Source organism: Methanoculleus receptaculi, from assembly GCF_033472595.1.
Taxonomy (GTDB): domain Archaea; phylum Halobacteriota; class Methanomicrobia; order Methanomicrobiales; family Methanoculleaceae; genus Methanoculleus; species Methanoculleus receptaculi.
In genome coordinates this window covers 1,718,843-1,736,263 of record NZ_CP137642.1, presented here as the reverse complement: position 1 = coordinate 1,736,263, position 17,421 = coordinate 1,718,843, and the positions used below count along the sequence as shown (strand labels likewise).

At 61.8% G+C, this 17,421-nt stretch carries 18 protein-coding genes; 9 read left to right on the top strand and 9 right to left on the bottom strand.

Annotated elements, in window-relative coordinates; translation table 11 throughout:
- Positions 1–55: 55 nt before the first annotated feature.
- Genes ppsA through R6Y96_RS08895 form a run of 7 tightly spaced genes read left to right on the top strand, consistent with a single transcriptional unit; the run spans position 56 to position 8,381 of the window.
- On the top strand, positions 56–2,338 hold the full coding sequence (gene ppsA, locus R6Y96_RS08925; RefSeq protein WP_318621003.1) for a phosphoenolpyruvate synthase: 2,283 nt from the start codon (positions 56–58) through the stop codon (positions 2,336–2,338).
- Positions 2,331–3,428 (top strand): tyrosine decarboxylase MfnA, encoded by a 1,098-nt coding sequence (gene mfnA, locus R6Y96_RS08920; protein WP_318621002.1) that lies wholly within the window; start codon positions 2,331–2,333, stop codon positions 3,426–3,428. The genes ppsA and mfnA overlap by 8 nt, the downstream gene beginning before the upstream one ends.
- Complete coding sequence (hpt, locus tag R6Y96_RS08915) at positions 3,421–3,972, top strand: hypoxanthine/guanine phosphoribosyltransferase (protein WP_318621001.1); 552 nt, start codon at positions 3,421–3,423, stop codon at positions 3,970–3,972. The genes mfnA and hpt overlap by 8 nt, the downstream gene beginning before the upstream one ends.
- Positions 3,956–4,903, top strand: a complete 948-nt coding sequence (dph2, locus tag R6Y96_RS08910; RefSeq protein ID WP_318620999.1) for a diphthamide biosynthesis enzyme Dph2 — start codon at positions 3,956–3,958, stop codon at positions 4,901–4,903. The genes hpt and dph2 overlap by 17 nt, the downstream gene beginning before the upstream one ends.
- Complete coding sequence (locus tag R6Y96_RS08905) at positions 4,900–5,514, top strand: METTL5 family protein (protein WP_318620997.1); 615 nt, start codon at positions 4,900–4,902, stop codon at positions 5,512–5,514. Before dph2 ends, R6Y96_RS08905 begins: the two co-directional genes overlap by 4 nt.
- Positions 5,515–5,522: 8 nt before the next feature.
- Positions 5,523–6,698, top strand: a complete 1,176-nt coding sequence (locus R6Y96_RS08900) for an MFS transporter (RefSeq protein WP_318620994.1) — start codon at positions 5,523–5,525, stop codon at positions 6,696–6,698.
- A gap of 27 nt (positions 6,699–6,725) precedes the next feature.
- Positions 6,726–8,381 carry an ABC1 kinase family protein gene (locus tag R6Y96_RS08895; RefSeq protein WP_318620991.1) on the top strand — a complete coding sequence of 552 codons (1,656 nt, stop codon included), beginning with the start codon at positions 6,726–6,728 and terminating at the stop codon, positions 8,379–8,381.
- A 375-nt stretch (positions 8,382–8,756) separates the two neighbouring features.
- On the opposite strand, the gene R6Y96_RS08890 is transcribed toward R6Y96_RS08895, so the two are convergent.
- Genes R6Y96_RS08890 through cofG form a run of 5 tightly spaced genes read right to left on the bottom strand, consistent with a single transcriptional unit; the run spans position 8,757 to position 11,772 of the window.
- On the bottom strand, positions 8,757–9,038 hold the full coding sequence (locus R6Y96_RS08890) for a ferredoxin-thioredoxin reductase catalytic domain-containing protein (protein WP_318620989.1): 282 nt from the start codon (positions 9,036–9,038) through the stop codon (positions 8,757–8,759).
- Positions 9,035–9,766, bottom strand: coding sequence for a phosphoribosylformylglycinamidine synthase I (purQ, locus tag R6Y96_RS08885; protein WP_318620987.1), 732 nt, complete (start codon positions 9,764–9,766; stop codon positions 9,035–9,037). The genes R6Y96_RS08890 and purQ overlap by 4 nt, the downstream gene beginning before the upstream one ends.
- Positions 9,767–9,769: 3 nt before the next feature.
- The gene (gene purS / locus R6Y96_RS08880) at positions 9,770–10,012 is read right to left on the bottom strand and encodes a phosphoribosylformylglycinamidine synthase subunit PurS (RefSeq protein ID WP_318620984.1); all 243 of its coding nucleotides are present in this window, start codon (positions 10,010–10,012) and stop codon (positions 9,770–9,772) included.
- Complete coding sequence (gene purC, locus R6Y96_RS08875; RefSeq protein ID WP_318620981.1) at positions 10,009–10,734, bottom strand: phosphoribosylaminoimidazolesuccinocarboxamide synthase; 726 nt, start codon at positions 10,732–10,734, stop codon at positions 10,009–10,011. Before purC ends, purS begins: the two co-directional genes overlap by 4 nt.
- 42 nt (positions 10,735–10,776) lie before the next feature.
- On the bottom strand, positions 10,777–11,772 hold the full coding sequence (cofG, locus tag R6Y96_RS08870) for a 7,8-didemethyl-8-hydroxy-5-deazariboflavin synthase CofG (protein ID WP_318620979.1): 996 nt from the start codon (positions 11,770–11,772) through the stop codon (positions 10,777–10,779).
- 532 nt (positions 11,773–12,304) lie between these two features.
- On the opposite strand from cofG, the gene cofC reads away from it, so the two are divergent.
- Complete coding sequence (cofC, locus tag R6Y96_RS08865) at positions 12,305–12,952, top strand: 2-phospho-L-lactate guanylyltransferase (protein ID WP_318620977.1); 648 nt, start codon at positions 12,305–12,307, stop codon at positions 12,950–12,952.
- On the opposite strand, the gene cofE is transcribed toward cofC, so the two are convergent.
- From cofE to glyA, 4 genes are read right to left on the bottom strand one after another with little or no spacing between them, the layout of a single operon-like run.
- Complete coding sequence (cofE, locus tag R6Y96_RS08860; RefSeq protein WP_318620975.1) at positions 12,878–13,684, bottom strand: coenzyme F420-0:L-glutamate ligase; 807 nt, start codon at positions 13,682–13,684, stop codon at positions 12,878–12,880. The two genes, cofC and cofE, sit on opposite strands and share 75 nt — an antisense overlap.
- Positions 13,681–14,499: a dihydropteroate synthase gene (folP, locus tag R6Y96_RS08855; RefSeq protein ID WP_318620974.1), complete on the bottom strand. Its 819-nt coding sequence runs from the start codon at positions 14,497–14,499 to the stop codon at positions 13,681–13,683. Before folP ends, cofE begins: the two co-directional genes overlap by 4 nt.
- Entirely contained in the window at positions 14,475–15,326 is an 852-nt protein-coding gene (gene folD, locus R6Y96_RS08850; protein WP_318620972.1) for a bifunctional methylenetetrahydrofolate dehydrogenase/methenyltetrahydrofolate cyclohydrolase FolD, read from the bottom strand. Before folD ends, folP begins: the two co-directional genes overlap by 25 nt.
- Positions 15,323–16,594, bottom strand: a complete 1,272-nt coding sequence (gene glyA / locus R6Y96_RS08845; protein ID WP_318620970.1) for a serine hydroxymethyltransferase — start codon at positions 16,592–16,594, stop codon at positions 15,323–15,325. Before glyA ends, folD begins: the two co-directional genes overlap by 4 nt.
- 212 nt (positions 16,595–16,806) lie before the next feature.
- On the opposite strand from glyA, the gene R6Y96_RS08840 reads away from it, so the two are divergent.
- On the top strand, positions 16,807–17,421 hold the full coding sequence (locus R6Y96_RS08840) for a DUF7518 family protein (RefSeq protein ID WP_318620969.1): 615 nt from the start codon (positions 16,807–16,809) through the stop codon (positions 17,419–17,421).

The following is a 17,421-nucleotide window of genomic DNA, read 5'->3' as shown; positions in this document are numbered from 1 at the left end:
CTTTTTCCTCCTAAATCTTTTATGCAATGGTGAGAAGTATATGTGTGGTGCGAGCATGAAGGAAATGCCCAACGTTCTGTGGCTTGAAGAGATCAAAAAGGAAGACATAATCTCCGTGGGGGGGAAAGGGGCTTCACTGGGTGAGATGGCAGCCATCGGTCTGCCGGTGCCCCGGGCTTTTGTGGTGACCGCTCAGGCGTTCCGCAGGTTTCTTGTGGAGACCGGGATCGAGGACGAGATCTTTCGCAGGCTGGAGCGTCTGGACGTCGATGACACCGCTGCGCTGGAATCTGTATCGCGAGAGGTGCAGGATATCGTCCTGAACGCCGCGATGCCCGACTACATCCGCCAGGAGATTGCTGGCGCCTACGCCAGGATGGACGGGGGGGAGACGGTCGTCGCCGTCCGGTCGAGCGCCACCGCCGAGGACCTCCCGGACGCCAGTTTTGCCGGCCAGCAGGAGACCTTCCTGAACATCGTCGGTGAGGAAGCACTCCTTGACGCCGTCCAGCGGTGCTGGGTGTCGCTTTATGGCGCGCGTGCCATTTACTACCGCGCAAAACAGGGATTCGACGATCGCAGCGTGAACATCGCCGTCGTTGTCCAGGAACTCATCCGGTCAGAGAAGGCCGGGGTCATGTTCACCTCCCACCCGGTCACCGGGGAGCCCCTGACTATCATCGAGGCCTCGTGGGGGCTTGGCGAGGCCGTCGTCTCCGGCAGCGTCTCTCCCGACAACTACGTCTTTGACCTTCGCACGGAGCGTGTGGTCGACCGCCTGATCGCAGAGAAGGATATCATGATCGTGCCTGACGGCCAGCACGGCACAAAGACCATCAAGACGCCGGCCGAGAAACGGCTCGCCCCCGTCCTCTCTGACGAGGAGGTGGCACGGCTTGCGATGCTCGGCAAGATCGCCGAAGACCACTACGGTGTCCCGCAGGATATCGAGTGGGCGATCGTCGGCGATGAGATCTACATCCTCCAGTCACGGCCGATAACAACGATCAAGCAGCCGGGGGTAAGACGCACCACCGAAACAGGGAAGAAGAGCGGCTCTCTCGGCGCCGTGATCCTGCAGGGCCAGGGCGCCTCACCGGGGGTCGCGAGCGGCCAGGTAGTGATAGTGCATGACGTCAAGGACACCAGCGCCGTCAAAGAGGGTGACATCCTTGTCACCACCATGACCAACCCCGACATGGTGCCCGCGATGCGGCGTGTCAACGCCATCATCACGGACGAGGGTGGCATGACCTGTCACGCGGCGATTGTGAGCCGGGAACTCGGAACCCCGGCGATTGTGGGGACGAAGAAGGCAACAAAGACCCTGAAGAACGGACAGATGGTCACCGTCGACGGCGAGAAGGGTCTGGTCTACGAGGGAGCGGTAGAGCCGCCGGCAGTATCCAGGGCCGCACCGGCGACGGCCGCAGCAGCCCCCATCATCACCGGCACCCTGGTGAAGGTGAACGTCTCCCTGCCGGAGGCCGCAGCGCGTGCAGCTGCCACGGGTGCGGACGGTGTAGGTCTCCTCCGTATAGAGCACCTCATCCTGGGGCTTGGCAAGACACCCTCCTGGTACATCGAACACGGTGCCGAGGAAGAGTTTATCACTGAACTCTACACCGGCATCAAGACCGTTCTCGACGCGTTCCCCGGAAAACCCGTCTGGGTCAGGACGCTTGATGCCCCGACCGACGAGTTCAGGAACATGGAGGGCGGCGAGGAGGAACCCATCGAGCACAATCCGATGCTTGGCTGGCGCGGCATCCGCCGCGACCTGGAGTCCCCCGACCAGTTCGGTCTCCAGGTGGAGGCCTTCAAGCGCCTCTGGGCCGCCGGGTATGACAACCTTGGCGTGATGTTTCCGATGGTAAACCACCCCGACGAGTTCACCCGCGCCAGGGCGATTATGAAGGACCTGGGGGTCGATGTGGACAACGTCACACTCGGAATAATGATCGAGATCCCGAGCAGCGTTGTCCTCATCGAGGACTTCATCAGGGCCGGGATCAGGTTCGCCTCGTTCGGGACGAATGACCTCATACAATACACCCTGGCCATCGACCGGAACAACGAGCACGTCGCTGAGATGTACCAGCCGGAACACCCCGCTGTCCTCCGGCTGATCGACTACGCCATCAGCGCCTGCCGCAGGCACGGGGTCGAGTGCTCCATCTGCGGTCAGGCAGGTTCAGACCCCCGTATGGTCACCTGGCTTGTCGAGCACGGAATATCAAGCGTCTCGGCGAACATCGATGCTGTCCGGCGGATCCGTGAGGCCGTTGCGCGTAAAGAGAAACAGATCCTCCTTGAAGCAGCGAGAAGAAATGCGTGATGTTGGGTGCCCGGAGGAGGAACTATTCTCCTTTCTCTCATCAAAGCGGCAGGATGACCTTGGCTACCGGAGTATCCTGAGCTCGATGTGCACACCGCCCCACCCTGTTGCGGTGCGGGCGCACATGATCTTCATCGAGACGAACCTGGGCGACCCCGGCCTCTTCCCCGGGACATCCGCGCTTGAGGATCTTCTCGTCGAGCGGCTCGGAACTCTGATGCACCGCCCGGATGCCGGGGGATACGCTACGAGCGGCGGGACGGAGTCGAACATCCAGGCACTCCGGATAGCAAAGAAACTCAAACCGGTGAACTCCCCCAACGTCGTGATGCCGGCATCGGGCCACTTCTCGTTTACAAAGGCCTGCGACATGCTCGGAGTTGAGGCACGGACGGTGCCGCTCGACCCTGAGTTCCGGATGAACGTCGAGATGGCCGAAGACCTGATCGACGCAAACACCGTTGCCCTCGTCGGTGTCGTAGGGACGACCGAATACGGCATGATCGACCCCATCGCCCGCCTCTCGGAGATCGCCCTTGACCGGGACATCTTCCTCCACGTCGATGCGGCGTTTGGCGGGATGGTCGCCCCGTTCCTGGACCGGCCGATCCCGTTTGACTTTCGGCTCCCCGGCGTCTCCTCGATATCCGTCGACCCCCACAAGATGGGGATGAGCACCATCCCGGCAGGCTGTCTCCTGGTTCGCGACCCGGACTGGTTCTCGCGCCTCAGCGTGGATACCCCCTACCTCACGGTGAAGCGGGAGTTCACCCTTGCCGGCACCCGGCCTGGCGCTCCTGTGGCCGCGGCGGTCGCCGTCCTTGAGTACATGGGGAGGGACGGGATGAAGGCCGTGGTCTCGGGGTGCATGGAGAACTGCCGGCGCCTGATCGAGGGGATGGAGACGCTCGGCTGCCCCCGGGCCGTGACCCCGGACGTCAACGTCGCGACTTTCCGCTGCGAGCGTGCACCACCCGGCTGGCGGGTCTCAATGACCCGGCAGGGCCACATGAGGATAGTCTGCATGCCCCACGTCACACGCGACGTTGTCGAAGAGTTTCTGGCAGATATGTGTGATATGAATGCTTGAACGGCTGATTCATTCTCTGGAGACGTCTCCCGTCATGAAGCGGGGAGACTACAACTACTTCATCCACCCGATCACCGACGGGGTGCCGCTCCTTGAGCCCGCACTCCTTCGTGAGATCGGGTGCACCATGGTGCGGGTCCTTGACCTATCGGGGGTCGACAAGATCGTCGTCTGCGAGGCGATGGGGATCCATATCGGTGTCACCCTCTCGCTTATGACCGATATTCCGCTGGTGGTCGTCCGGAAACGATCTTACGGTCTCCCCGGCGAGGTCGCTGTCCACCAGACCACAGCCTACTCGAAGGGGGAACTCTACCTGAACGGTGTCGGCGCCGGCGACCGGGTTGTGCTAATCGACGACGTCTGCAGCACGGGGGGAACGCTCCGCGCCCTCATCAGCGCTCTCGGGCAGGTGGGTGCCGGGATCGCCGACGTCTGTGTCGTCATCGGCCGGGGCGATGCGGATATCGGCCGGCCGTGCAAGATGCTGGTCAGGGTCGAGGTATCCCCGGATCGGGTGCGTGTTGTTGATACCTATCTCTGATCTCATCGAGCAACTCCGCAGCCGCGGGGCCCGGAGGGTCGCCCTCCAGTTCCCCGCGGGACTTGCCAGAGAGGCGCCGGGGACATCTGCCGCGCTCCGGGATGCGGGGTTTGAGGTGATCGTCAGCGGGGACGCCTGTTACGGCGGCTGCGACCTCGCACTCGACGCCCTGGCGTATGCCGACGTCCTGGTCCACTTCGGCCACGCACCGGTGGAGGAGCGTCCTGATGTGGTCTACGAGCCAGTTAGGATCGATTTCGATCTCAGCGTGCTCGAGAGTGTTGTTCCCCTCCTCAAAGCCCGCCGCATCGGTCTTGTCACCACCATCCAGCACGTCCATCTGCTCGACGGGGTGGCGGCATTCCTCCGGGAGCATGGGGTCGAGGCGGTGGTCGCCGCGGGGGACGGCCGGACACCGGTCCCGGGCCAGGTGCTCGGCTGCAACTTCGCGGCAGCACGGGCGACGGGGGCGGACGAGATCCTGTTTGTCGGGACGGGGGTGTTCCACCCCATCGGTATCCGGCTTTCGACCCGTGCCAGGGTTGTCGCGCTTGACCCCTTCACCGGCCAGGCAGGGGTGGTCGATGCCGACCGGCTGGTCCGGCGCCGCGCCGCTCTTATGGAGAAGGCGCGGGACGCTGCAAACTACGGGATCATCCTCAGCAGCAGGAGCGGCCAGAGGCGGCTTGACCTGGCCCGACGGCTCGTCGGCCTCTCGGAGAAGGCGTTCCTGGTCGTTATGCGCGAGGTCTCGCCCGATGCTCTCCTCGATCTCGGGTTTGAGGCCTACGTGAACACCGCATGCCCACGTCTTGCCTACGATGACCAGGTCAGGTTCCCCGTCCCGGTGCTGGCGCCGCCGGAGTTTGAGATCCTCTGCGGCGCGCGATCGCTGGACGATTACACAATCGACGAGTATCTCGCGCCATGAACCTGCGCCATCTCGAGATGGAACTCGAACGCCTGGAGGGGTTCGAGCGGCCGACCTCGCGGCTTGAGCAGTACGGGACTCCGGCTCCGGTGGCTGCCCGTCTCCTCCACCACGCCGCCATGCAGGGGGCGATCGAGGGGAGGAGGGTCGTTGACCTCGGCTGCGGAACGGGGATCCTGGGCTGCGGCGCGGCGCTCCTCGGGGCGTCGGCCGTGACAGGTCTTGATATAGACCCGGCAGCGGTGGCCGCAGCCCGGCGGAACGCCGACCGGCTCGGCCTGGATATCGAGTTCGTTGTGGCCGACGTACGCGACAGTGGTCTTGACTGGGGTCGGTTTGCCTGCGATACCGTTGTTATGAACCCGCCGTTTGGGGCGCAGAAGGTTCATGCCGACCGGCCGTTCATCGACAGGGCGCTTGAAATTGCCGGCGAGGTCTACGGCATCTTCAACCAGGGGTCGGCAGCGTTTGTGGCCGCGTATACGGAGGGTCGGGCGGTTGTGGTGGAGGTGATCCGCTGCAGGTTTCCAATGAGGCGGACGTTCGCCCATCACCGCAGCGACCGCATGGATATCACGGTTGAGGCCATACATTTAAGAAGAAGGATCTGAGTTAAACCGTGGCTGCCGATACAAAACCGGTCTGGGCGCTCTCCGCCGCCCATCTTGTGACCGACCTCTACTCGCCGGTCCTCCCTGCAATCCTCCCTCTCCTGATCGCAGAGCAGGGCTACTCCTTCCTCCTTGCAGGGCTGATAGTCACCGTCTACAACCTGACCTCGTCTTTCCTGCAGCCGGTTGCAGGCTGGCTCTACGACAACAAGGGGTTTGCCATCCATATCAGCATCACGGTCCTTATCAGTGCGACGTTCATATCCTTCGTCGGTCTGCTCGGGAACTACTACCTGATCATCGCCTCGGTCACCATCGCGGCGTTCGGGCACGCCCTCTTCCACCCGAGCGCCTTGGGGACGGTCAGCCGCCTGACCCGGGACGCCGTCCGCGGCCGGGTCACCTCCTACTTTGTGATCGGCGGGAACCTCGGTTACGCGCTGGGCCCCATCTGTGCCGGGGCGGTCGTCGGGCTGATGGGGTTGCCGGGGCTTGTTGTCCTGGCCGTCCCCGGCATACTGATGTCGGCGGTTCTGCGGCGCATCCTCCCCACCCCCGACCGCCGCGAGGGAGCCCGGCCCGCCGCCGCACCGGTTGCCCGGACATCCTATCGGGCGATCGCGCTCATGGTCGCGGCCTCGGGTCTCCGTGCCTGGGCAATCTTCGGGTCTGTTGCCTACCTCCCAACCGTCCTCACCCTGCGGGGGTTCGACCTCGTGACCGCGAACCTCCTGGTCTCGGGGATGCTGATATCCGGGGTCGTCGGCCAGGTTGTCGGGGGCTCGCTCTCTGACCGCTACGGCCGCAAGGACTGCACCATCCTCGGCCTCATGGCCGCCATCCCACCGTTCCTGGTCTTCCTCACGGCGGGCGGAGCGATCTCGCTCGTCGCGCTGATGGTCTTCGGGTTCGCCCTCTGGTCGACGTTTGCGGTCAGCGTGGCGATGGCGCACGAGATCGCCCCTGCAAACGTCGGCCTGGTCTCCGGGCTGATGCTCGGTCTCTCTGTCGGTGTGGGCGGACTCGGCGTTGCGCTCACCGGCCTGATCTCCGATCTGACCTCGCTTGAGGTGGGGCTTGTGACGATCCCGCTTGCAATCGTCCTCTCGGTGCTGCTATTCCTTGCCGTCCCATACCCCTGGAAGTCGTTCTCGCGGGGCGGTTCCCGCTCACCAATCCATTAATCTACCCGGAGCGCAGAACCTTCCGTGATGGTCACGCGGTTCCGGCGGTACCGCCAGATAGCAGATGTGCTGGTCAAATACGGGTTCGGGATCCTGGTAGAGGAGGTTATTCCGGGGGCCGAACGGCTTCAGGCGCTCCGGAAACGTCCGCAGGAGAAACGATCGATCTACGAGCGTATCCGGCTTGCCATCGAGGAACTGGGGCCGACTTACATCAAGTTCGGCCAGATCATGAGCACCCGGCGTGAACTGCTCCCGCCCGAGTTGATCGAGGAGCTGCAGAGGCTCCAGGACCGGGTTGCGCCGCTGCCGTTTGAGGAGATCCGGCCGGTGATCATGGAGTACTGCGGGAACCTGGAGGACTGTTTCGACCTGATCGAGGAGGAGCCGGCAGCGGCGGCATCCCTCTCACAGGTGCACCGCGCTGTCCTGAGGGGCGGCCGCGTCGTTGCCCTCAAGGTGCAGCGCCCCGGGATAGTCGACCTGATCGAGACCGACCTCCTGATCCTGCAGTCGCTTGCGGCCAGGCTGGAATCGATGTTCCCGGACCTCCAGGTCTACAACGCTGTGGGGATGGTGGAGGAGTTTGCAATCCAGATCCGGCGTGAACTGGACTTCACCCAGGACGGGATGAACGCGGAGCGGCTAAGGCGGAACTTGAGAGACGTTCCGGGCATCAGGATACCCCGGATCTACTGGAACCTCTCCGGCCCCCGGATGCTTGTGATGGACTACGTCGAGGGTGTCAGGATCGATGATCTGGAGGCCATACGCGCCATGGGCGTCTCCCCCGTAGAGATCGCTGAGATTGGGTTTTACGCCTACGTCAAGCAGATCTTTGTCGATGGGTTCTTTCACGGCGACCCCCACGCGGGCAACCTGCTGGTGACCCGGCAGGGCGAGATCGCTGTCCTGGATTACGGTATATTTGGTGTCATCCGGCCGGAGAAGAGGAAGGTCTTTGTGGATCTCCTCCTCTCGTTGAGCAGGACAGATGTTGACGGGGTGCTTGCCGCGCTCGGAGGTCTTGGCGTTCGGATCAGGCGGGAGGACGTAGATAGCGTAAAAGACGACCTCTACCTGATCCTGCTGGATTATCGGGAGACGAAACTGAAGCGGGTGAACTTTGCGTTCGCGATCCGGGGGCTGACCGATACCCTCCGGCGGTACCATATCCGGGTGCCGTCGAGCCTGATGCTGATAATGAAGGTGATCGTTATGGTTATGGATCTCGGGGTCAGGCTGGACCCGGACTTCAACTTCGATCACCGGATCCGGCCGTACCTGACGGATATTGCCGCAAGGCAGCGGTTCTCCATGGAAACTCTGGAGGGTGCGGTGCGGTCGCTTGCAGGCGCGGCTGATGGCCTGCTTGCCCTCCCGGCGAACGTCAACGAGGCGCTTCGGACGCTCTCTGAGGGGACGATCAAGTTCGGGATAGATGACCGCGACCTCCGTCAGATCAGCGGCATCGTCGACCGGACGAGCGACAAACTCCTCGTTGGGCTTGTGGTGGCAGCGATCGTTGTGGGCTCGTCGCTGGTGATAGGGGTGGCCGACGTCCCCATACCAGAGTCGATCTCGGTTGTTGCGACGCTTGGCTATATCGTCGCGGTTTTGATCGGGTTCTACGCGGTTTACGATGCTTTCAGGCACAGAAGAACGCTAAAGCAGCAGAAGTGAATTTCCAGGGTTGAGATGGTCCGGGATCTCTCGGTCTCTGGGGGGTGGGCCCTCCTCCCTCCGGCAGACGGTTCCTGCCCTTGCCAGGTGTGCTGAAAGCGCCGGGTGGGGGGTGGTCTCTTCTCGGGGAAGGGGGCGTCCCGCCCCCTTCCCGTCAGCCCCTCCCCCACGGGGTCGATCCTCCATCGAGACGCTGTCCGCAAGGGGTTCTCACCCGGTTGCCGGTGGGAAACTTTCCTGAAGTTTCATCCCGTCCGTGCCAGGGAAGGACTCTCCCCACGCTGCACCCTCCCGGAAGGCAGAAGGCTCTCTTCTGTCAGGCGAGAGGCTGCTGGTAACTCCTGCTCCACCACCGGCGGGCCAGGGAAAAGAAGGTTATTCGGACTTCTTCTTGAAGAAAAGCCTGCAGTGGCAGAACCCCTGTTCCTCTATCTCCTGCTCGTGGTAGATGCAGGGGCAGATGATGATCCGGTCTTTCTCGGGGTCCCCGCTCCTGAGCCTGCAGGGGCAGTATGCCGCCCCGAACCGTTCCTTGTTCCTGGCAAGCCCGCGGAGAACGGTCTCAAGCTGTCTTTCATCGGGATTTAAGATGTAGCCCCTCTCCTTTGCGTATTCCTTTGCCCTGTTATGCTCATTTTCGATATTACTTTCAGTCATGCCCTCTTCTCCTTTCGCGCGGGGCTTCTTCTCCCGTACTCTTCGATATAGGCTACCATCGAGTTAAAGATTTTGACCCCGTCCTCTGACCCGAGCACCGCCTCGCTTGCGCGCTCGGGATGCGGCATCATCGCGAGGACGTTTCCGCCCTCTGACAGTATGCCGGTGATACTCTCAGTCGAGCCGTTCGGGTTGCTCTCCGGTCCCACGTTCCCGTGTTCGTCGCAGAACCTGAACGCGACCCGTTTCTCGCGGTTCAGTCTTGCAATCTCCATCAGCGGGGCGACGTAACGACCCTCCGCATGTGCGATCGGTATCCTGATCACCTCCCCTTTCCGGTAGAGCATCGTGAACGGCGAGGTGGTGTTCTCGACACTGAGGTGGACGTGCCGCGAGATGAACTTCGGGTAGGTGTTAAGCGTGAAGACCCCGGGCACCAGCCCGGCCTCCGAGGCAATCTGGGCGCCGTTGCAGATACCGAGCACCAGGCCCCCGGTCTTTGCGTGCCTGATGACATCGGCCATGATCGGGGTTCTCGCGGCGATCGCTCCCGGCCGGAGGTAATCGCCGTAGGAGAACCCACCCGGCAGCACCACGGCGTCGTAGGAACGGCTGAGCCCGTCCTTGTACCAGACGAGGTCGGTATCGACGCCGCAGACATCGGTAAGGACATGGCATACGTCCCGGTCGCAGTTGCTGCCGCCGAACTGCACAACAGCAAACCTCATGCCTTACTCGACCTCGATCGCATAATCGTGGATTACAGGGTTTGCCAGGAGCCGGTCGCACATCTGCCGGGCTGTCTCCCGGGCCGCCGCTGCATCAGGAGCATCGAGCCTGATCCGGAAGAGTCGTGCTGTGGTCAGGTCTTCAGTCTGGAACCCCAGGTTCTTGAGGGCGTGCTGGATGGCACGCGCCTCAGGGTTGAGCATCCCCTCTTTCAGTCGGATGGTTATGGTAACGGTATACTTCATGCAGTCTCACCTCCTGACGGGGAGAGTATGCGTCTTGCGGCAGCGGCATACGTCTCCATCACGTCTCCCTTGCTGAACCGGTAAACATCCTTATCGAGAGAGGCTCCGGTCTCTTTTTCCCAGAGCCTCATCGAGTCCATGCTGATCTCGTCGCCAACGACGATATCCCCGTTGTCGCGGCCGAACTCGAGTTTGAAATCGACAAGGGTGATCCCGCGCGCATCAAGGTATTCCCGGAGTATCTCGTTTATTGCGAGCGCTGTGGCCTTGATCAGGTCGAGTTCCTCGGGTGTGGCAAGATGGAGAGCAAAGACCAGGTCATCGTTCAGCATCGGGTCGTGGAGGGCGTCGCTCTTGTAGTCGATGATTATCACCGGCGGGTCGAGCGGTTCGCCCTCCCTGAAGGGGTATTTGCGCACGAGAGACCCGGCCGCGATGTTCCTCACAATCACCTCGAGAGGGATCATCTCAAGCGCACGCACCGCCATGGTGCCGGGTTCGGTGCTCTCCAGGTAATGCGTCCGTATCCCGTGTTCTTCCAGGTATCTGAAGAAGAAGGACGAGACCTCAGCGTTGTATACCCCCTTGCCGCAAAGTGTGTCTTTCTTCTCCCCGTCGAATGCCGTTATGTCGTCCCGGAACTTCATTATGTAGACCCCGGGGTCGTCGGTGCGGTAGACGGATTTAGCCTTCCCACTGTGGAGCAGGTCACCCTGTTTCATGCGCAGAACTCCGATATGTGTTGAGCGGGATTCTTGATGAGGTTATGCCCCCTCACCCCGAGAGGAGGCGGCAATCCTCTCAGAGAGATGCCGGATCAGCGGTTCGAGCAGCGGAGGATACCAGCCCCTCTCGATGTACTGAGGGTATATGCAGAGGCGTTCGCGGAGTTCGGCGTCCCCGACAATCCGTTTGAGTTCCTCGATCTGCGGCCAGGGGTGCTCGGGGTTGACGTAATCTATGGTCAGCGGGGAGATTCCGCCGAGGTCGCTGACCCCGCACCCGATCAGACAGGATGCGTCGACGAGGTTAGGGGGTATCTGCACGGCCACGTCCGGCGGCAGGATCTCCCTGGCAAGGGATATCGTCGCGCAGATCTCGTCAGTGCCCGGCACCGCTGCATCCGCCATCGGTGTACCGGGTTTGGGGCAGAAGTTCTGGACGATCACCTCTTGGATGTGGCCGTAACGCCGGTGGAGGTCACAGATGACACGGAGCGACTCCTCACGGTCGTCCATCGTCTCGCCGATCCCGAGCAGGATGCCGGTCGTGAACGGGATAGAGAGTTTCCCGGCGTTCTCGATCATATCAATCCTCACCGCCGGATCCTTCCCCGGGGAGTTGCGGTGCGCAGGGACGTCGGCGGTCGTCTCGAGCATCAGCCCCATGCTGGCGTTGACGGTTCGGAGCCGGCTGAGTTCCTGGTACGTGAGGATCCCGGCGTTCGTGTGCGGCAAAAGGCCGCATCTTATGGCCTCGAGGGAGAGGTCGTAGACGTAGTCCAGGATGTCATGGTAGCCGAACCGTTCGAGCATCGCGGAGAACCCCGGGACGAGGCCGGGACGTTCGCCGAAGGTGAAGAGCGCCTCGGTGCAGCCGAGGGCGGCGCTAGCCTCAAGCGTCCTGATCGCTTCCCCGGGCGGCATGATGCAGCCTTCCTGAACCGGGGTGCGGAAAGAGCAGTAGCCGCAGTGATTTGCACAGACCGTTGTCAGCGGGAGAAACGCGTTCCTTGAGAAGGTTATGACGCGGCGGTGCATGGATAGATCTCAGCCCCCTCCTTCATGAACCTTCGGGAGGAAACGCGGTGGGGGGAAAGAGATGTGCGGGAGCGGCTTTGAGGGGGGAGGAGGCCGCGGTAGCGGCTCGGCGAAAACCGTTCAACCAGAGGTGCAGCAACAGGGGAAGGGGCGTTCCGCCCCCTCCCAGTCAGCCCCTCCCCCTCGGGGGTGATATCCCATAGATACAGTGTCAGGAGTGCGCATCGCGTCACCTCGGTTTCGGGTGAAAATCCCCCGAAGAATCCTGCTCCCTCTCCCCCTGCACGGTATCCGGGGCGGTCTGCTCTCCCTGAAGTGAGTATCCCCATGACACGCAGAGACTGGGGGCGGGAACCGTCTCCGTCCCCCCTTTCCCGCCAGCCCATCACCGCCCTCGAGCGGGGCCGTTCACCCGGGCAGAGTTGCCATCCGGCTCCTCCTGCCGCGCCGTTGCCCGGTAAGACCCGATCCGGGTCTTTCCCCTTCGGGGATAGCGATGGCTATTTAATGCTGCCTCTACAACCGATTCTCAATGTACTTCCACGCGCTCATCCCTTTCAAGCCCGTGAACCCGAAGACGCGCCTATCCTGCATCTTAAACCAGGAAGAGCGGGAGGCGTTCGCCCGGATGATGCTTGAAGACGTGATCGCCGCCGTGCAGAAGTCCGGGTGCAGCGCCACCCTGCTCTGCACCCACCCCTTCAAACACGACAACGTGCTCATCGCCGTCCGGACGGAACCCCTCAACGATGCCATCAACTGGGCGCTCCGTCAGTTCCACTGCCCCGCGCTCATCATCATGGCCGACATACCTCTGGTCACGGCCGGGGATATCCAGCGTTTGATCCGGACGGAGAAGGATATGGCCATCGTCCCCGGCCGCGGTGGAGGAACGAACGTGATCTTCCTCAAGAAACCTCAGTGCTTCCACGCCGACTTCTACGGTGCGAGTTTCCTTGACCACCTGCGGGTTGCAGAAGAGTGCGGGTTATCCGTCGATGTCATCGACTCCTTCCGGATGTCCACCGATATCGACGAGAAAGAGGATCTCGTAGAGATCCTCATCCACGGAAAAGGGAGAAAGAGCAGAGAGTACCTGGAGAACTCAGGGTTCTCTCTTGCCATCGACGAGAAGGGACGGGTCGGCGTGAAGCGCAACCCCCATGAAGAGGCACTCTGAAGCGTCTATGGTAGCAACCCCGTTGTAGTCGCCGATGGGGAGGCCGATCCCCCGTATAACTGCCGCCGGAACACATTCATCAGCCTCCCCCATCACGAGTTCAGCGGCCGAGGCTATACAGTCCGCAACCGCCCTTTTTGTGACCTGGAGCTCGCGGCCGAATAGATCCTTTCTCCCGCGCTCATCTATCACCGATGGGATCCCCGAACACCCGATTGCAACCCCACTGCAGCCAAGCCGCATCGCGTGCGTCCGGGAATCGACAATGATGACACCCAGATCGGCCCCCGTCCGTTCAGCGATCGCGGATCGTATCCGTGCCGCCGAGGCGTCAGGGTCGAGGGGCAGGAGAACAACCGAACCGGCTGGAGCGTTTGAGGCGTCGATCCCCGCGTTTGGGAGGAGCGTCCCGTTCTTCATGCAGAGCAGGAACCCGGGTATCCCGCCAACGACCCGGTCGCTCTCCCGGAGCACCACCTCGGCGAGATGGGCGTCCATCACGTAATCCCGGGCGAGTCGTAGCGCCTCTTCTGAAGGCTCGACGCTGGCGAGACTCACGACCCGCCCCTCCGCGGTTGCCAGCGCCGATTCCGCAACCGCCAGAACATCACCGGTCTTAAACCCCCCCGCGCCCGACCGCCCCACGGACTCAAGGAACCTCTCCGCTACATCATCCCCCGGGTAGATCAGCGGGGTCGCGATCCCGTAGACCGAGAAAGATGGAGGCGTCATCCTATCTGCCTCATCTTTGCGTAGACCCGCAGGATGTCAGCGGTCTCCGGGACATCGTGGCCCCGGACGACGGCCGCACCCGCGGCGACCAGCATCGTCGTGAGCGCAAGGGTGCCCGCGAGCCGGTCCTCCGGCGGTTTCCCGAGGAGTTCCCCGATAAACGTCTTACGGGAGACCGCGGCAAGAACCGGCCGGCCAAAGTCCAGGAACGACTGAAAGTTCCGGCAGAGTTCCCAGTCATCCTCGCTTCTCCGCTCCGGCACCCATCGCCCTATACCCGGGTCAAGCACGTAATCCTCGATCCCGAACCGCGAGCATCGTTCGACGACCGTTTCAAGCGCCTGGAGGGTCGCGGCAAGTCCCACGGCATCGCCCGGCCGGCGGAGACTTGCCATCACAAAGACCGGCAGCCCCGAGTCGGCGACAGCCCGTGCAAACTGCTCTCCGGCAAGCCCCGTGATATCGTTTACAGCATGGATATCGTGGCGGAGGCAGACCTCGAGCACCTCGGGCTGCTGGACATCCACCGAGACGGTGATCCCCGTCCCGTCCAGTTCCCGGAGCGCTTCGTCCATACGGGCAGCCTCCTCTGCGAGGGTGATCGGACGAGACCCCGGCGCCGTGCTCCGCGCCCCGATGTCGACCATATCGGCGCCGGATTCGACCATTGCAAGGGCACGGTCATGAACACTCTCCACCGGGGTGTAGGAGCCACGGTAGAACGATTCCGGGCTGCAGTTTATGACGCCCATCAACCGAACCGGGGCCCCCCCGCCGATCAGCAGGCCGTTCACCAGGCAGTTATGCTGTTGCATGTTTCCAGCCTGGCGGCCTTGAACGTGTTCTCCATCAGCGTTGCGATGGTCATGGGGCCGACGCCGCCAGGAACAGGGGTTATAGCACCTGCCACGTCCTTCACCGCCTCAAAGTCGACATCCCCGCAGAGTTTTCCATCTTCGTCGTGGTTTATGCCGACATCGATGACCGCCGCCCCCTCCTTCACCATATCGGGCCCGACGAACTTTGCCTTCCCCACCGCGCTGACAAGGATATCGGCTCTCCGCGCCTCCTCCTTGAGGTCTCCTGTCTTTGAGTGGCAGATGGTGACGGTTGCATCGGCGTTCAGGAGCAGGGCGGCCATAGGTCTTCCCACATCGATGCTCCGGCCGATGACGACCGCATGCTTTCCTGCGATCGGGATGCGGTACTCCTCCAGGATCGTCATGATCCCCTGCGGCGTGCAGGGCGCAAAGAGCGGGTCTCCAGAGAATAGCCTGCCAATGTTACAGGGGTGGAAACCGTCGACATCCTTATTGGGTGCGACCGCGTTTATCACGCGGCCGGTGTCCACACCGGGCGGGAGCGGCATCTGGACTAGGATGCCGTTGATGTCCGGGTCGTTGTTCAGTTTCACGATCACCTCGAGCACACGCTCGGTGGAGGCGTCCGCCGGGAGGTCGATCCTGATCGATCCGATCCCCACCCGTTCGCACGCCCGGTGCTTCATCCGGACGTACATCTGTGATGCCGGGTCCTCGCCCACGATGACTGTTGCCAGGCGCGGGTAGAGCCCGGACTCCTCTATCATCTCCTTAAGGAGTTCAAGCCTCTTCTCAGAGACTGCTTTGCCGTCGAGTATCATGCTACTTCAGGGTACAGCGGGTACTTGCTCGCGAGAGCGATGACCTCTTCTCTCACCTCATTGATTGCCTTCTTTGAGGTCCTGTCTCTTGCGATGTCCTTTAACACCGTCGCGATCCAGTTGGCGATCTGTTCCATCTCCTTCTCTTTCATGCCGCGGGAGGTGACGGCCGGTGTGCCTATACGCAGTCCGCTAGTCACAAAGGGACTGAGTTGTTCGCGTGGGATGGTGTTCTTGTTCACGGTGATCCCGGCCTCGCCGAGCGCGGTCTCGGCTGCAAGCCCGGTGAGGTGTTCATGATTCGCTGAGACCCTGGTAAGGTCGAGGAGTATGAGGTGGTTGTCGGTGCCGCCGGAGACCAGATCAAGCCCCTCCTCGGCAAGGACCCTGGCCATCGCGCGCGAATTCTTGACGATCTGGCCGCAGTATTCTTTGTATGCCGGGGTCATGGCCTCCTTGAAACAGACTGCCTTCGCGGCGATGATGTGCATCAGGGGGCCGCCCTGCATCCCCGGGAAGACGGACTTGTCGATGGTCGGCGCATCCTCTTTGCTGCACATGATTGCACCACCGCGTGGGCCGCGCAGCGTCTTATGAGTAGTCGTCGTCACGATATCGACGACACCTACCGGGGAGTTGTGGTAGCCGGTTGCGCAGAGTCCGGCAATGTGGGCTATATCGGCCATACACCGCGCACCAACGGTATCGGCGATCTCCTGGAACGCCCTGAAATCTATCTCGCGCGGGTAGGCGCTAGCGCCGCAGACGATCATCTGCGGCCTGACCATCCGTGCCAGGTCCTCAATGGCAGCGTAGTCAAGCGTCTCCGTCTCCGGGTCCACGCCGTAGTGAAAGATGGAGTACCAGCGGCCGGTGATATTTACCGGCGACCCGTGGGAAAGGTGGCCGCCCTGGGTGAGGCTCTGGCTCAATATCCTGTCCTTGTAGCCCAGGTAGGCAAAGTAGACCGCCTGGTTTGCCTGGCTGCCCGAGTGAGGCTGGACGTTTGCGTGCTCGGCCCCGAAGACCCGGCACATCCGGTCGCGCGCCAGGTTCTCTGCGACGTCGTGAAACTCGCAGCCTCCGTAGTATCGTTTGCCGGGGTAACCCTCGGCGTATTTATTGGTCATTATAGAACCCATCGCCTCCAGGACTGCCTTGCTTACGACGTTCTCGGAGGCGATCAATTCCAGCCCATTGATCTGACGCAGGCGCTCTTTCTCGATGAGGTCTGCGATCTCTGGATCAAAGTTTGCCAGACTAGACATGCAGAAAAAGGGTTGCTCCGTTGAGGTAATATTCTTTCTTTTGTACAGGGTTTTTGTCTTGCGGCACGACATGACATCGGTTTCGCCCGGACCCCGGCCCATGGGGGCTTCCTGCAGATGTTGCCTTCAAGTCGCGAGATAATTCTTCAATTCAGGAGAACTATAGTAATATTATTACATAATTATTATCAAGGATTAGTTTGAGGGAGATCATGGCGCAGAAGGATGCAAGGATACATTTTCTTGAGCGGGAACTTGCGGAGCGCGAGAAGGAGATGCAGATGATGAAGGAACGGGAGCAGTTGCCGGTGGCGGGGGTGGACGATGAACGCCTGCGTGAACTGGAGCGGAAAGTGCGCGAGCTCGATGCACTGGTGAAAGGCCTGACGGAAGAGGTCCTGGACGTCAAGTCCGTGGTGATGAAACTTGCAAGGGAGACGGATGAGCGCCGGGAGAGGAGGCCCGTGCAGCCTGCCGCGGCAAAGCCCGCGCAGGAGCTCAGAGCGGAACCGCGTACCGTTGAACCCCGGAGCCAGACACGTCCGGCGGAGAAGCGGCCGTCAAGGCAGGTTACGGGGGAAAAGGCCCTCGATGAGAGGGATTTTGAGATGATAATGCAGAACGACGGGACGCTGAAACCAGAGCCAAAACGCCCATCATCAGAGTACATCGTTGCCAGCACCGGGACGAAGGACTTGCCGTCAAAGTCTGTGAAGAAGGGCGGCAAGTCGTCTGACCGGAAGGTCTTTGTTGAGCAGAGGAAGCGCCCGGTCAACGATCTGATACAGGCCGAAGAGGATGACACCGTAGATCTGGATCGCAGGTGA

Coding starts and splice junctions, on each gene's coding strand:
- ppsA (WP_318621003.1), top strand. CDS start 56: ATGAAGGAAATGCCCAACGTTCTGTGGCTTGAAGAGATCAAAAAGGAA.
- mfnA (WP_318621002.1), top strand. CDS start 2,331: ATGCGTGATGTTGGGTGCCCGGAGGAGGAACTATTCTCCTTTCTCTCA.
- hpt (WP_318621001.1), top strand. CDS start 3,421: ATGCTTGAACGGCTGATTCATTCTCTGGAGACGTCTCCCGTCATGAAG.
- R6Y96_RS08905 (WP_318620997.1), top strand. CDS start 4,900: ATGAACCTGCGCCATCTCGAGATGGAACTCGAACGCCTGGAGGGGTTC.
- R6Y96_RS08895 (WP_318620991.1), top strand. CDS start 6,726: ATGGTCACGCGGTTCCGGCGGTACCGCCAGATAGCAGATGTGCTGGTC.
- R6Y96_RS08890 (WP_318620989.1), bottom strand. CDS start 9,038: ATGACTGAAAGTAATATCGAAAATGAGCATAACAGGGCAAAGGAATAC.
- purQ (WP_318620987.1), bottom strand. CDS start 9,766: ATGAGGTTTGCTGTTGTGCAGTTCGGCGGCAGCAACTGCGACCGGGAC.
- purS (WP_318620984.1), bottom strand. CDS start 10,012: ATGAAGTATACCGTTACCATAACCATCCGACTGAAAGAGGGGATGCTC.
- purC (WP_318620981.1), bottom strand. CDS start 10,734: ATGAAACAGGGTGACCTGCTCCACAGTGGGAAGGCTAAATCCGTCTAC.
- cofG (WP_318620979.1), bottom strand. CDS start 11,772: ATGCACCGCCGCGTCATAACCTTCTCAAGGAACGCGTTTCTCCCGCTG.
- cofC (WP_318620977.1), top strand. CDS start 12,305: ATGTACTTCCACGCGCTCATCCCTTTCAAGCCCGTGAACCCGAAGACG.
- cofE (WP_318620975.1), bottom strand. CDS start 13,684: ATGACGCCTCCATCTTTCTCGGTCTACGGGATCGCGACCCCGCTGATC.
- folP (WP_318620974.1), bottom strand. CDS start 14,499: ATGCAACAGCATAACTGCCTGGTGAACGGCCTGCTGATCGGCGGGGGG.
- folD (WP_318620972.1), bottom strand. CDS start 15,326: ATGATACTCGACGGCAAAGCAGTCTCTGAGAAGAGGCTTGAACTCCTT.
- glyA (WP_318620970.1), bottom strand. CDS start 16,594: ATGTCTAGTCTGGCAAACTTTGATCCAGAGATCGCAGACCTCATCGAG.
- R6Y96_RS08840 (WP_318620969.1), top strand. CDS start 16,807: ATGGCGCAGAAGGATGCAAGGATACATTTTCTTGAGCGGGAACTTGCG.